Source organism: Streptomyces sp. NPDC050263 (assembly GCF_040655955.1).
Taxonomy (GTDB): Bacteria; Actinomycetota; Actinomycetes; order Streptomycetales; family Streptomycetaceae; genus Streptomyces.
The window spans coordinates 18150-32264 of sequence record NZ_JBFAKW010000112.1 but is presented as its reverse complement, the minus strand read 5'-3'; the positions used below and the strand labels follow the sequence as shown (position 1 = coordinate 32264).

At 72.0% G+C, this 14115-nt stretch carries 13 protein-coding genes; 4 read left to right on the top strand and 9 right to left on the bottom strand.

The features are described from left to right. Positions 1-89 precede the first annotated feature (89 nt). The 5 genes from AB0J04_RS35225 to AB0J04_RS35205 are packed head-to-tail and all read right to left on the bottom strand — an operon-like array spanning position 90 to position 4373. Positions 90-845, bottom strand: a complete 756-nt coding sequence (locus tag AB0J04_RS35225) for an SDR family oxidoreductase (protein ID WP_363172676.1) — start codon at positions 843-845, stop codon at positions 90-92. Between the two features lie 4 nt (positions 846-849). Beyond that, positions 850-2637 (bottom strand): glycoside hydrolase family 15 protein, encoded by a 1788-nt coding sequence (locus tag AB0J04_RS35220; RefSeq protein ID WP_363172675.1) that lies wholly within the window; start codon positions 2635-2637, stop codon positions 850-852. 34 nt (positions 2638-2671) lie between these two features. After that, a complete protein-coding gene (locus AB0J04_RS35215; protein ID WP_363172674.1) occupies positions 2672-2959 on the bottom strand; it encodes a hypothetical protein in 288 nt (95 codons plus the stop codon). Beyond that, complete coding sequence (locus AB0J04_RS35210; protein ID WP_363172678.1) at positions 2956-3513, bottom strand: SigE family RNA polymerase sigma factor; 558 nt, start codon at positions 3511-3513, stop codon at positions 2956-2958. The genes AB0J04_RS35215 and AB0J04_RS35210 overlap by 4 nt, the downstream gene beginning before the upstream one ends. Before the next feature lie 14 nt (positions 3514-3527). Further along, on the bottom strand, positions 3528-4373 hold the full coding sequence (locus tag AB0J04_RS35205; protein WP_363172673.1) for a hypothetical protein: 846 nt from the start codon (positions 4371-4373) through the stop codon (positions 3528-3530). 240 nt (positions 4374-4613) lie between these two features. Here AB0J04_RS35205 and AB0J04_RS35200 point away from each other — a divergent pair, with 240 nt between their 5' ends. Together AB0J04_RS35200 and AB0J04_RS35195 are read left to right on the top strand one after the other, a co-directional pair. Next, entirely contained in the window at positions 4614-6746 is a 2133-nt protein-coding gene (locus tag AB0J04_RS35200; protein ID WP_363172672.1) for a carbon starvation CstA family protein, read from the top strand. Continuing rightward, a complete protein-coding gene (locus tag AB0J04_RS35195; RefSeq protein ID WP_363172671.1) occupies positions 6743-6934 on the top strand; it encodes a YbdD/YjiX family protein in 192 nt (63 codons plus the stop codon). The genes AB0J04_RS35200 and AB0J04_RS35195 overlap by 4 nt, the downstream gene beginning before the upstream one ends. A 57-nt stretch (positions 6935-6991) precedes the next feature. Here AB0J04_RS35195 and AB0J04_RS35190 read toward each other — a convergent pair whose 3' ends face one another. The 3 genes from AB0J04_RS35190 to AB0J04_RS35180 all read right to left on the bottom strand — a co-directional run bounded on the left by AB0J04_RS35190 (position 6992) and on the right by AB0J04_RS35180 (position 9226). After that, positions 6992-7783: an SURF1 family protein gene (locus tag AB0J04_RS35190; protein ID WP_363172670.1), complete on the bottom strand. Its 792-nt coding sequence runs from the start codon at positions 7781-7783 to the stop codon at positions 6992-6994. A gap of 100 nt (positions 7784-7883) precedes the next feature. Continuing rightward, positions 7884-8117 carry a hypothetical protein gene (locus AB0J04_RS35185; protein ID WP_363172669.1) on the bottom strand — a complete coding sequence of 78 codons (234 nt, stop codon included), beginning with the start codon at positions 8115-8117 and terminating at the stop codon, positions 7884-7886. Between the two features lie 95 nt (positions 8118-8212). Then, on the bottom strand, positions 8213-9226 hold the full coding sequence (locus tag AB0J04_RS35180) for a DEDDh family exonuclease (protein ID WP_363172668.1): 1014 nt from the start codon (positions 9224-9226) through the stop codon (positions 8213-8215). Between the two features lie 104 nt (positions 9227-9330). Here AB0J04_RS35180 and AB0J04_RS35175 point away from each other — a divergent pair, with 104 nt between their 5' ends. Next, complete coding sequence (locus tag AB0J04_RS35175) at positions 9331-10041, top strand: VIT family protein (RefSeq protein WP_363172667.1); 711 nt, start codon at positions 9331-9333, stop codon at positions 10039-10041. A 3-nt stretch (positions 10042-10044) separates the two neighbouring features. Here the strand turns inward: AB0J04_RS35175 and AB0J04_RS35170 are convergent, their stop codons facing one another. Continuing rightward, positions 10045-13125 (bottom strand): NACHT domain-containing protein, encoded by a 3081-nt coding sequence (locus tag AB0J04_RS35170; protein ID WP_363172666.1) that lies wholly within the window; start codon positions 13123-13125, stop codon positions 10045-10047. A gap of 161 nt (positions 13126-13286) precedes the next feature. Between AB0J04_RS35170 and AB0J04_RS35165 the strand changes: the two genes are divergently transcribed. Beyond that, on the top strand, positions 13287-14115 hold an 829-nt coding region (locus tag AB0J04_RS35165), incomplete at its 3' end, for a sterol desaturase family protein (RefSeq protein WP_363172665.1).

The window sequence follows — 14115 nt, the reverse complement described above, 5'->3', positions numbered from 1 at the left end:
CTGTCGCGAGGGTGTCCAGGTTGTTCGTCACAAAACGATCATGGATGCCCTCGTTTGCGTCTCCGCAGGCACCCCTTGGAATTGATCATCTAGAACCCGTGGCGCATCCCGCCGTCCACCGGCAGCATGACGCCCGTCAGGTAGGAGGCGGCCGGGGACAGCAGGAACGCGGCCGTCCGCCCGAACTCCTCAGGCGTCCCGTAGCGCCGCAGCGGGATGCGGGACTCGATCGCGGCCCGGGTGGCCGCCGGGTCGGCCGAGAGCGCGTCCAGCTCGCGCACCCGGTCGGTGTCGATCCGGGACGGCAGCAGCCCGACCACCCGGATGCCCCGCGGCCCCACCTCGTCGGCCAGGGACTTGGCGAAGCCCGCGAGCCCGGGCCGCAGTCCGTTCGAGATCGTCAGCCCGGGGATCGGCTCGTGCACCGACGCCGACAGCACGAACCCGATGACCCCGCCGGCCTCCAGCGCGGCGGCGGCCGCCCGGGCGAGCCGGACCGCGCCGAGGAACACCGACTCGAACGCGGCCTGCCACTGCTCGTCCGTGCTGTCCGCGGCGAACCCGGGCGGCGGCCCGCCCACGCTCACCAGCACCCCGTCGAACCCGCCGAAGGCCTCCCGGGCCGCGGCGATGAGCCGGGCCGCCGCCGCCGGGTCGGCGTTGTCCACGGCGACGCCGACGGCGTTCGGCCCCAGCTCGGCGGCCGCCTCCGCGGTGCGCTTCTCGTCACGGCCGGTGAGCACGACCTTCGCGCCGTCCGCGACGAGCTCGCGCGCGGCGGCGTTGCCCAGGCCGCGGGTGGCTCCGGTGACGACGTACACCCGGTCCTTCAGTCCAAGATCCATGGCCCTATCCTGCCTCCTCGTCGCCGAACAGGGCGAAGGCGGTGTGCACCAGGCCGATGTGACTGAAGGCCTGCGGGAAGTTGCCGAGATGCCGGCGGGCCACCGGGTCGTACTCCTCCGCCAGCAGCCCCACGTCGTTGGCCAGGCCCACCAGCCGTTCGAACAGCTCCCGTGCCTCCCGCGTACGGCCCGTCATGTGCAGCGCGTCCGCGAGCCAGAACGAGCAGGCCAGGAAGGCGCCCTCGGTGCCCGGCAGGCCGTCGACGGTCGCGCCCTCGGTGCTGTAGCGGCGTACCAGACCGCCGTGCCCGAGCTCCGCGCGGACCGCGTCGACGGTGCCGACGACGCGCGGGTCCTCCGGCGGCAGGAAACCGACGCGCGGGATGAACAGCAGGGAGGCGTCCAGGTCGGCCGAGCCGTAGTACTGCGTGAAGGTGTTGCGCTCCGGGTCGTAGCCCTGCTCGCACACCTCCCGGTGCACCTCGTCGCGCATCGCCCGCCAGCCCGCCAGGTCGCCGCTCAGGTCCGGGTGCTCCTCCAGCGAGCGGACGGCCCGGTCGGCGGCCACCCACACCATCACCTTGGAGTGCACGAACTGCCGCCGGCCGCCGCGCACCTCCCACAGGCCCTCGTCCGGCTGCCGCCAGTTCTCGCTGAGCCAGTTCATCAGCGCGCTCTGCACCGCCCACATGTGCGGCCTGGGCGTCATGCCCGCGGTCCGGGCCAGCGACAGCGAGTCCATGACCTCGCCGTAGACGTCCAGTTGCAGTTGGTTCACCGCTCCGTTGCCGATGCGGACGGGCTTGGAGCCGCCGTAGCCGGCCAGCCAGGGCAGCTCGCACTCGGGCAGCCGGCGCTCGCCCCCCAGCCCGTACATGATCTGCAGGTCCGCCGGGTCGCCCGCGACGGCGCGCAGCAGCCAGTTGCGCCAGGCCTCGGCCTCCTCGTGGTAGCCGGCCGCGAGGGCGGCGCCGAGGGTGAGGGTGGAGTCGCGCAGCCAGCAGTAGCGGTAGTCCCAGTTGCGGACCCCGCCCAGCTCCTCGGGCAGCGAGGTGGTGAGCGCGGCGACGATGCCGCCGGTCGGCGCGTAGGTGAGGGCCTTGAGGGTGATGATCGAGCGCATGACGGTGTCCCGGTGAGGCCCGCGGTAGCGGCAGCGGGCGGCCCACGCCTGCCAGTCCTCGACGCTGATGCGCAGCGCCTCCCACGGGTCGACCAGCGGCGGACGGGGCTCGTGCGAGGGGTGCCAGGTCAGCACGAAGGCGACCGACTCGCCCTCGGCGACGGTGAACTCCGAGAGCGTGCAGAAGTCCTCGCCCCAGGTGTGCACGGCCGGCTCGCTGCGGAACCAGGCCGAGTCCGGACCGGCGACGGCCACGCGATGCCCGTCCACCCGGCGCATCCACGGCACGACCCAGCCGTAGTCGAAGCGCAGCCGCAGCGTGCTGCGGACGGTGACCCGGCCGCGCAGCCCCTCGACGACGCGGACGACGTCGGGGGCCCCGTCGCGCTGGGGCATCAGGTCGGTGACCCGGACCGCGCCCTCGTCGGTCTCCCACTCGGTGTCCAGGACGAGCGTGTCGGGTCGGTAGGCGCGCCGGGTGCAGGGACCCTCGACGTCCTTGGGGGCGATGCGCCAGTGGCCGTTCTCCTCGTCGCCGAGCAGGCGGGCGAAGCAGGCCCCGGAGTCGAAGCGGGGCAGGCAGAGCCAGTCGACGGAACCGTCCGTGCCGACCAGGGCGGCGGTCTGTTCGTCGCCGATGAGAGCGTAGTCCTCGATGCGGGGGTGCATGGGGTTGCGGGTTCCCGGCGGACCGGGGCGGCAATCAGGGGTGCGGCCTGGCGAGTGACGGCAGGCTCATCGGCGCGCCGGCCCCGGAGAAGACGACCCCCGGCTCCGACGGGGCCTGGTTCAGCACCCACAGGCCGATCAGCGTGGCCAGCGCGAAGACGACGGCGATCAGCACGGCGAGCACCAGCCGCCGCCGGCGTTCGCGCCGCAGCCACTCGCCGCGGGCCGTGCGATAGGCGTCCGGGGCGGGCGGCCGCACCCCGCCGGCCAGCGCCTCCAGGGCCTCGCGCAGCTCCCGCTCGGTGCGGTCGGTGTCGTTCATCGCCGGGTCTCCATCGCCTGGGTGAGCGCGGCCAGGCCGCGTGAGGTGTGCGTTTTGACGGACCCGCAGGAGATGCCCATCGCGGCGGCGATCTCGCTCTCCTTCAGCCCGAGCCAGTGCCGCAGCACGAGCGCCTCGCGCTGCCGGGCCGGCAACTGCTGGAGGGCGTCGATCAGCACGCGCTGGTCGTCGCGCAGCAGCGCGGTGCTCTCCGCGGAGGCGACCGTCTCGTCGGGGAGCTCCTGCGGGCTCTCCACATGCCGGCGGGCGACCTGGAGGTGCCGTATTCGCATCCGGGTCAGATTGCAGACGGTGGAGCGCAGATAGGCCTCGGCCGCCTGCACGTCCCGCAGCCGCCGCCATTTGCGGTAGATCTGGTAGTAGGCCTCGGCGACCACGTTCTCCGGGTCGTCCGCGCCCAGCAGCACGGCGAGCCGCAGCATCGAGGAGTAGTGCAGCTCGAACAGCCGGGCCAGGCCCGCCTCGCGTTCCAGCTCGGCCGGGTCGCTCGCCACGGGGGCGAGCGGCTCGACGGGCGGCTCCTGCACGGGGATCGGGGGTCTGCGTCTCACGGTTGGTTCGCTCCCGTCTCGGGGCGCCGCCTGAGGACCAGGCGGGAGGGCAGGTCGGTGGTGTCGGCGCCGCGCGGGACGCCGAGCCGGTCGAGGGCCGCGGTGCCGGCCACCGCGACGATCAGATTGAGCAGCAGGGCCACGAGCCCGGCGTAGATCTCCACCGGTCCGAACCCCAGGCTGACGACGGACGAGAACCCCTCGCGCACCACCATGAAGGTCCCGGCCGCCATGCCGGCCGCCCACCCGGCGAGCAGCGCGCGCGGATGCAGCCGCCCGGTGAACAGCCCGACGGCCACGGCCGGGAAGATCTGCAGGATCCACACCCCGCCCAGCAGCTGAAGGTTGACCGCGTCCTGGTCGCGCAGCCCGAACACGAACGCCACCGCGCCGATCTTCGCGGTCAGCGACACCGCCTTGGCGATCCGCACCTGCCGCTTGGGCGTGGCCGTCGGGTGGACGTACTCGACATACACATTGCGTACGAAGCCGGTGGCGGCCGCGATCGACATCACGGCCGCCGGGACCAGCGCGCCCACGGTGATCGCCGCGAACACCAGCCCGGCGAGCGGGCAGACGATCACCGTGTACGGCACGGCGAAGAACGCGGACGCCCCGCTGCCGTACGCGAGGCCCGGGACGGCCGTGAAGGTGTACGCGGTGAAGATCGTGCCGCCGAGCAGCAGCCAGGTCCAGACGGGGCCGAGGGAGCGGTCGGCGAGCGCCCAGCCCTCCAGGGAGGGCAGCCGGTCGCTCGGGCGCAGCCGGCGCGCGGTCGCGGCGAGCAACGACGCCCCGCCGATCACGGCGAGGAACGTCGTGGTCATGGCGCCGTCGGCCATGGGTCACCGTCCTTGGTGTGCCTGAACCCTCACCGGTTCAGTTGCGCTCACCGCCGTTTCGGTTGACGCGGAACAGGCGGGAAATCCTCTGGAAATTCGCTGTCAACCACTTCCGGCGGGCGGGCAACTCTTGCACAGACCGACAGCGAGCGGGAGAGAGCGGGAGAGCACGGGAGCGAGCCGCCCGTCGCCGATCTCCGCCGATCTCCGCCCAGGTCTCCGTTCAGGTGAGGAGCCGCCATGCCTACGTCCACCCTGCCCGAAACCGGCCGTCCGGTGCCGGAAAAGTCGCGTATATCACCAAGGTCCGTGCTGTTGTGGACCGTTGTCGCCCTGCTCGGGGCCGTGGCCTGGGGCGTCCTCGCCCTCGCCCGGGGCGAGCGGATCTCGGCCGTCTGGCTGGTGATCGCGGCCCTCGGTTCGTACGCCATCGCCTACCGCTTCTACTCCCGCTTCGTCGCCCGCCGCGTCCTCGAACCGGACGACCGCCGGGCGACCCCCGCCGAGCGCCTGGAGGACGGGGTCGACTTCCAGCCGACCGACCGCCGTGTCCTGCTCGGCCACCACTTCGCCGCGATCGCGGGCGCCGGACCCCTCGTCGGCCCGGTCCTCGCGGCCCAGATGGGTTACCTGCCCGGCACCCTGTGGATCGTCGCCGGCGTGATCTTCGCGGGCGCGGTGCAGGACATGGTCGTCCTGTTCCTCTCCATGCGCCGGGACGGAAAGTCGCTGGGGCAGCTGGCGAGCGACGAGATCGGCCGGGTGGGCGGGGCCGCGGCGCTGATCGCCGTCTTCGCCATCATGATCATCCTGCTGGGCGTGCTGGCGCTGGTCGTGGTCAACGCCCTCGCCCACTCGCCCTGGGGCACCTTCTCGGTCGCGATGACCGTCCCCATCGCCCTCTTCATGGGCTTCTGGCTGCACCGCATCCGCCCGGGCCGGGTGGTCGAGACGAGCCTCATCGGCGTGGCGCTGCTCCTGCTGGCGATCGTCGGCGGCAGCTGGATCCAGAACTCCTCCCTCGCGGACACCTTCACCCTCAGCCCCACCACCCTGGTCTTCTGCCTGATCGGCTACGGCTTCGTCGCCTCGGTCCTGCCGGTCTGGATGCTGCTCGCCCCGCGCGACTACCTCTCCACGTTCATGAAGATCGGCACGATCGCGCTGCTCGCGGTCGGCGTGGTCGTGGCCGCGCCCGTGCTCAGGGCGGACGCGGTGAGCGACTTCGCGCGTACGGGCGCCGGGCCGGTCTTCGCGGGCTCGCTCTTCCCCTTCCTCTTCATCACCATCGCGTGCGGCGCGCTCTCCGGCTTCCACGCGCTGGTCTCGTCCGGAACGACTCCGAAACTGATCCAGAAGGAGTCGCAGGTCCGGCTCATCGGCTACGGCGCGATGCTGATGGAGTCGTTCGTCGCGATCATGGCGCTGATCGCGGCGGCCACGCTGGAGCCGGGCCTGTACTACGCGATGAACGCCCCGGCCGGACTGCTGGGCGCGACGGCCGAGTCCGCGTCCCATGCCGTGGCGGGGCTCGGCTTCACCATCACCCCCGACCAGCTCGCCCAGGCCGCCAAGGCGGTCGAGGAGCAGACCCTGATCGCCCGCTCGGGCGGCGCGCCCACCCTCGCGGTCGGCATGTCGGAGATCTTCTCCGGCGTCTTCGGCGGCACCGCGATGAAGGCCTTCTGGTACCACTTCGCCATCATGTTCGAGGCGCTGTTCATCCTGACCACGGTGGACGCGGGCACCCGGGTCGGCCGCTTCATGCTCCAGGACATGCTCGGCAACGTGTGGAAGCCGGTCGGCCGGGTCAACTGGAAGCCCGGCATCTGGCTGTGCAGCGGCCTGGTGGTCGCCGCCTGGGGCTACTTCCTGTACTCCGGCGCGACCGACCCGCTCGGCGGGATCAACCAGCTCTTCCCGCTCTTCGGCATCGCCAACCAGCTGCTGGCCGCCATCGCCCTGACCGTCTGCACGACGGTGCTCGTCAAGTCCGGGCGACTGCGCTGGGCCTGGGTGACCGGCATCCCGCTGGCCTGGGTGGTCGCGATCACCTTCACCGCGGGCTGGCAGAAGATCCTCTCCGACGACCCCCGGATCGGCTTCTTCGCCCAGCGCACGCGATACGCCGACGCCCTCGACGCCGGCCAGGTGCTGGCCCCCGCGAAGTCGTCGGCCGACATGCGGACGGTGGTCGCCAACTCCACCGTGGACGGCGTCCTGATCGCCGTGTTCCTGCTGCTGGTCGCCGTGGTGATCGTGAACACGGCGGTGGTCTGCGTACGGGCCGTCCGCTCCCCGGTCCCGCTGCCGACGACCGAGGCGCCGTACGTCGAGTCCCGCATCGACGTGCCGACGGCGGTGGGGTCGTGAGGGTCGTCGTGCGCTGGGCGCGGGCGGTGCGCTGGTATCTGCGCGAGCTGACCGGGGAGGCGGAGTACGACCGCTACTGCGAGCGCCACCGCCGTCACCATCCCCTCGCCCCGGCCCCGACCCGCCGCGAGTACGAGGCGCTGCGCAGCCGCCACCGCGAGGACCACGCGCAGAGCCGCTGCTGCTGAACGGCGGGGCCCGGGCGGGACCGGCCGGAGGCCTGGAGGGCTCGGGGGGACGGGGGGCTACACCGTCGCCGGTTCGGCCTCTTCCGTCGGCTGGGCGGCAGCCTGGGCCCGGTCGCGGGACTCGCGGCGGACCAGGATCACCCAGCCGACGGGAACGCCCACCGAGAACAGCCACCACTGGATGGCGTACGCGTAGTTCAGGGCCGCGTCCTCGTTGCCGGGCCGGCCGAGCAGCTCCGGGCTGTCGCCCTTCGGCTCGGGCGCGGTCTGCGCGATGTAGCCGCCGAGCACCTGGGCTCCGAGGCGCCGGGCCTCCTGCTCGCTGTTGATCAGCATGATCTGCCGGTCCGGCAGCCCCTTGAGGTCCTTGATGCCGCTCGCCGAGGTCGTCTCGTCGGGCATCAGCCGCCCGGTGACGGTCACTCGGCCGCTCGGCGGCGCGGGGATCTTCGGGAACACGGTCTGACTCGGACCGTCCGCGGGGATCCAGCCCCGGTTGACCAGCAGCACCTTGCCGTCCGCGAGGACGAACGGGGTGAGGACGTGGAAGCCGACCGTCTCGTCGGCGTTGACCCGACGCCTGACGACGACCTCGTGCTCGGTGTCGAAGGTGCCGGTCGCGCTCACGCTGCGGTACCGCTCGCCGCGGGTGACGGTGTGACCCGGGGTGGTCAGCGTCTCCACGGGCACCGGCTTCGCGCCCAGGGCGTCGGAGACCAGTTGGTTGCGCGCGGTGCGCTCGTCGTAGCGATGCATCTGCCAGAAGCCCAGCCTGATCATCGTGGGGATGAGGAGGAGGGAGACCAGCGTGAGGATCACCCACTGCCGGGACAACAGGAAGCGGTACACCCCACGACCGTACAACTCGGTCGTGGGGCGCATCAGGCGGGGTACCGGAAGCAGACCTTCCGGGGGTCGGCCCTCGGGCGTTCCAGGGGGCGGGACCGGCTCACACTTTGTCGATGATGCCCACCCGGCCCTCCGCGCGGGCGCAGTGCGCGCCGCAGTACCAGCGACCCTCGACCTCGACGCCCTGCCCGATGATCTGGACCCGGCAGTGCTCGCAGATCGGTGCCATGCGATGAATCGCACAGGAGAAGCAGTCGAAGACGTGCACAGCGCCCTGAGCGTGGACTTCGAAGGTCATACCGTAGTCATTGCCGCATACTTCGCATCTCGCCATGCGCCACAGGGTGAGCCGTCGCCCCCGCGCGGGCGAGCGGGCGGCGGGCGAGTCGCGCGCCAATCACCCGTACGTACGGGTCGCCCGCGCACGGGTCAGTCGTCGGCGCTCTCGACATCGCGCAGGAGCTGCCCGAAGGCCGCCTCGTCCACGACGGGCGTCCCGAACTGGCGCGCCTTCACCACCTTCGACGTGCCCGAGTCGGGATCGTTGGTGACGAGGAGGCTGGTCAGCCGGGAGATGCTGGTCGCCACATGCAGCCCCGCCTCGGCGGCCCGGTCCTCCAGCAGTTCGCGCTCGACCGACGTGTCCCCGGAGAAGGCGACCCGCATGCCCTGCTTCAGCGGTTTGTCGTCTTCGTACCGCCCGGGGTTCGGATACGGACAGGCGGGCCGCTTGCGGGACGGCCGCCAACTGCTCGGCCGATAGCTGCTGTAGCCGCCCTGACCGCTGCCCCCGGGACCGCTCGCCTGCCGGCCGATCAGCGGCGCGGGCCGGTCGGACCACTCCGTCAGCGGCCGGCACTCCAGCAGCGGCAGCCGGACGCCGCCCGCCGCAGCGGCCCGCAGACTGGGCCGGAACGCCTCCGCGAGCACGCGCGCGTCGTCCAGCGCGTGGTGCGCCCGCTGCTGGACGACGCCGAAGTGGGCCGCCAGCGACTCCAGCTTGTGGTTGGGCAGCGGCAGCCTCAGCTCCTTGGAGAGTGCGATGGTGCACAGCCGCTGCCGCACCGGCGCCTCGCGCTCCGCGCGCGCGTACTCCCGCGCGATCATCTGCCAGTCGAAGACCGCGTTGTGCGCGACGAGCACCCGCCCGTCGAGCCGGGCGGCGAACTCCTCGGCCACGTCCTGGAAGAGGGGAGCGCCCTCCAGCACCTCGCTCGTCAGACCGTGTATCCACACCGGCCCCGGATCCCGCTCCGGATTGACCAGCGTGTACCAGTGGTCCTCGACCTCACCGCGCGCGTCCAGCCGGTAGACGGCGGCGGAGATGATTCGGTCGTCCCGGGCCAGGCCGGTGGTCTCCACGTCAACGACCGCGTACCCCTGGGGATACGCGGTCGGCCACTCCGTGGGGGAGGACGCTGTCGTCGTGTGGTCTTCGAGCATGGTCACTGAGGATACGGGCCGCCACTGACACCTCGTCGCACCTCCCCCGAAGTCACCCTCGCGGTGGGCGCATTGTTCCCTCCTGAGGTGTCATCCTCCCTGCTGTGACGGAACCAACCCACGCCGAGGCCCACGACGGCTCGCTCGGATCCCGGCTGAACTGGCTGCGCGCCGCGGTCCTCGGCGCCAACGACGGCATCGTCTCCACCGCGGGCCTCGTCGTCGGCGTGGCCGGCGCGACGGACGACCGCTCGGCGCTGCTGACGGCGGGCCTCGCCGGTCTGCTCGCCGGGTCGATGTCCATGGCGGCGGGGGAGTACGTCTCCGTGTCGACCCAGCGGGACTCCGAGAAGGCCGCCCTCGCGCTGGAGCGCCGGGAGCTGCGTGAGCAGCCGGAGGCCGAGCTGAACGAACTGACCGAGCTGCTGGAGCAGCGGGGCCTCACCCGGGAGGTGGCCCGGGAGGCCGCCGTCCAGCTCACGGAACGGGACGCGTTGAAGGCCCACGCGCGCGTGGAGCTCGGCATCGACCCCGACGACCTCACCGACCCCTGGCACGCGGCCGTCGCCAGCTTCCTCGCCTTCACGGCCGGCGCCCTGCTCCCCCTCCTGGCCATCGTCCTGCCCCCGTCGGACTGGCGCCTCCCGGTCACCGTCGCCTCGGTCCTGGCGGCCCTGACCGTCACCGGCTGGAGCAGCGCCCGCCTGGGCGCGGCCGCCCCGGGCCGCGCGGTCCTGCGCAACGTGGGCGGCGGGGCGCTGGCGATGGGGGTGACGTATCTGCTGGGGACGGTGCTGGGCGCGGCGGGGGTGTGAGGGTCAGGGGGAGAGGAGCTTGAGGCGTTCCGCGGGGAAGAGGTCGGCGCCGCGCAGGTCGGTGCCGTGGGTGACATGGATCGTGAGGCCCTCCCGGTCGGCCAGCGGCGTCAGATCGATCGGTCCTCCGCAGCGGGTCAGCCACAGTTCGCGCAGGTCCGGCAGATCCTTGAGGGGGGTGAGTCCAGTGGTGAACTCGCAGTCGTAGAAACCGAGCCGCCGGAGCAGACGGTGGCGGGTCAACGCCTCCGGGGTCACCGTGGAATTGTTCATGATCTGCAGCGATGCGATGTCGGGTATGCCGTCCAGCCGGGCCAGTTGCTCGCTCTGTGCCGTGCCGGAGAGGCTCAGCCAGTCGAGCCGGGACAGGCGGGACAGCCCGTCGAGCCGGATCCCGTCCGCCCCGCGGGCGAGCGAGAGGCCCGTGAGCAGCGGCGTCTCGGGAAGGTCGGCCAGGGAGCGCACTTGCGTCGGCCGGTAGTTCAGTGAGACATGCACGAGTTCTCCGAGTTCGCCGAGCGGGGCCAGGGACAGCCGGGGCGAGAGTCCGAAGAGGTAGAGACCCGTCACCGGCAGGCCTGCCACGGATGAGAGGTCGCGCACGCCCGAGCAGCCGTCCAGGCCGAGCCGTTCGAGCCGGGTGAGCCGGGCCAAGGGGGCGAGGTCGTCCACGCCTTCGCCGTTGAGGAACAGCCATTTCGCCCGTGCGTTCCTGATGATCGCCTCGGGGATGCCCAAGTGGGCCTTGACGTGAAAACGCTCGATGTGCGGGAGTCGTTCGAGCGCTGCGAACTGCTCGGGCGTCACCACATGGAGGTAGCTGCCCGGGAGTTGCGCGCCGGCCAGCACGGCATCCGCGTACTCCTCCGCGTCGAAGAACCGCCAACTGCTGGAGAGCTGGTAAGCCACCTCGTGCCTGGTGTCCTCCCGGAACCGCGCGATCACGGCCATCCCCGCCGGTCCACCCGTCAACGCCGCCGTGCGCACCACAGCCGCCGCCGTCGCCTCCTCCAACCCCTGCGGCCCCGGCAGCAGCTCCAGCACCAGCTCGCCCACCTTCGCGAGTTCCCCCGCCTCCTCCAGCGAGCGCGGCGGCATCAACTCCTCGGCCCGGGACTCGACCTCCCGCCGCACCTCCGGGTCGAGTTCCGGCGCGTGCTCCAGACTCGCCGCCGCCAGCAGCACCAGCCGGTGCCGGTGCCGCTGCGCCTTGGCCGCGCGGCGCAGCAACTGCCGGAGCAACCGGGTGCGTTCCTCCACGCGCGCGTGGCCGACCGCCATGCGGACGACGTCGTCCCACTGGTCGTCGTGCGCGTTGCGCACCAGCGCCCCGAAGTCGCGGGCCTCGACAGCCGCCTTCGCCCCCAGGTAGTCCTGGAAGGTGCGGTGCACGAAGTCCACGTAACCCGGCATCGGTTCGCGCAGCAGTCCGCTGCGGATGAGCAGATGGGCGAAGACCTGCTCGGCGTCGCCCTCCTGCCGAACCTGCGGCATCGTCGCCAGCCACTCGTCCAGCATCGCGACGACCTCGTCCCGGGCCGCCTCCACCTGGCCGTTGCGGATCATCCAGTACGCCAGCCGCTGGAGCAGCGCCGTCTGTTCGTCACGGGAGAGGACGACGCCCTCGACCGGGGAGATGTCCCGTTCCGTGTCCCGCCGCACCAGCAGCATGTCCAGGGCCGCGTCGTACAGCTCCTTGCGCGCGCGGGGCAGATATGTGCGCCGGTCCCGGTTCAGGGCGCACAGCAGCGCGCACATCAGCGGGTTCGTCGCGAGCCTGCCGAGATCGCGGCGGGTCGTCACCGCCTCGGTCAGGCTCGCCTCGTAGCGGTCCAGCAGCTCCCGTTCGGCGTCCGGAGCGCACTCCTGGCGGGCCGCGTCGTGCCAGTGCCGGACGAAGGCCCGGATGTCGTCGCGCTCCATCGGCAGCAGCGTGTGCGCCGTGAACCCCTGGGGCGCCAGCCAGTCCTCCGGGACGGCCGACGGGCGGGTGGTGACCACGTATCGGGCCTGCGGGAAGGCCGTCAGCAACGACTTCAGCCATTTCTCGGTACGGTCGCGCAGCCGCTGCGGCACCTCGTCGACCCCGTCCACCAGGACCAACGCCCGGCCGCTGCCGAGGAGTTCCTCGACCCAGCCCGTCGGCGCCCGCAGCGGCACGCCTGCGGCGGAGAGGAAGTCCTCCGGCAGCGGGAGCCCCTCCGAGGCGGTGAAGGAGCGCAGGCGCAGCACGAAGGGCACACAGCGGTTCCAGTCGGCGAGCTCGGGGCCGAAGCCGCGCCGGGCCGCGTTCAGCGCCAGCCACTGCATCAGCGTCGACTTCCCCGACCCGGCCGGGCCCCGCAGCAGCAGCCTGCCGCGGTCCGCGAGCGCCTGCTCCACCTTCACCGGCGTCCGCGTCTCGTCCGGCAGCCCATCGGCCAGGGGCGCGTAACGCCGCTCCCCGCTCACCGCCAGGCTCAGGTACGCCGTGTCCAGCGGCCATTCCGCGCGGTGTCGGCCGCCGAGCGTGACCCCGAACAGCTCCAGCCGGGAGTGCGTTTCGGCGACGAAGTCCGCGTACCGCTGCTCGAAGGCCAGGTGGGCCGGCGGCTCCGCGTCCGCCCGGTCCCGCAGCAGAGCTCCGGTCCGCCGGGTCTGCTCCACCGCCGCCCGCGCCGCGAACGACGGTTGCGCGGTGAGCTGTTCGACGAGGTGCGCGCAGCACAGCCGCAGCAACTCCGTGTAGAGGACCTGGGCCGGTTCCGCCAGATCGGCCACGGGACGCCGCACCTCGTGCGCGAGTCGCCCGGGGTCGAGGTCCGCCGCGAACAGGCGGTCGGCGGTCAGCTCACCCGCCGCCGCGAAGGTGTCCTGGACCGCGGCGACCGCGGCCAGCCGCTCGTGCTCCGGCAGCGCCGCGTAGCCGTCGGCGATCCGCCCACTCAGCACCCGGGCCAGCTTCTCCGGCCCCGGCTGCCTGGGCAGCGGCCGTACCGGATCCGCCGCCAGTCCTGCCCCCGGACCCGGCTTCAGCATCGAGCGCGCGATCGTCGAGACCACCGTCGACGCCAGCCGCACCACCACGACTTCGAGCCCCTGCATCCCCCGACCTCCCCGTCCGGCCGTCCCGCGCACCCACGGCATCGTAGGCAGGCAGGGCCCGGCCGTTGGTGGAGACCGCCAAGAAGCAAGCGCGTACCGCTCGCAATACTTGTGGGTAACAACGTCTGTTCCTCGCCCACCGGCGGTTCTACGGTGCACCCATGCCGAACCTGCCCGATGTCGTGCTGTGGTCGATACCCGCGTTCGTCCTGCTCACCGTCGTCGAGATGATCAGCGTCCGGATCCATCCCGACGAGGACGCGGCCGGATACGGGACGAAGGACGCCGTGACGAGCGTCGGCATGGGGCTCGGGAGCCTCGTCTTCGACTTCGTCTGGAAGATCCCGATCGTCGCGATCTACACGGCGCTCTACGAACTCACGCCCCTGCGCGTCCCCGTCCTGTGGTGGACGCTCCCGCTGACGCTGCTCGCGCAGGACTTCTTCTACTACTGGTCGCACCGCGGCCACCATGTCGTCCGCGTTCTGTGGGCCTGCCACGTCGTCCACCACTCCAGCGAGAAGTTCAACCTCACCACCGCCCTGCGCCAGCCCTGGACCACGCTGACCGTCTGGCCGTTCTACGTCCCGCTCGTCGCCGCCGGCGTCCACCCGGCCGCGCTCGCGTTCTGCTCCTTCGCGAACCTCGTCTACCAGTTCTGGATCCACACGGAGCGGATCGACCGGCTGCCCCGGTGGTTCGAGTTCGTGTTCAACACGCCCTCCCACCACCGCGTCCACCACGCCTCCCAGGGCGGCTACCTGGACCGCAACTTCGGCGGCATCCTCATCGTCTGGGACCGGCTCTTCGGCTCGTTCGTGCCCGAGGTGGACCGGCCCGTCTACGGGTTGACCAAGAACATCAACACGTTCAACCCGATCAAGGTGGCCACTCATGAGTACGTCGCCATCGTCAAGGACGTGAAGACGGCGGGCAGTTGGCGCGAGCGGGCCGGACGGGTCCTCCGCGGCCCCGGCTGGCAGCCCGCGC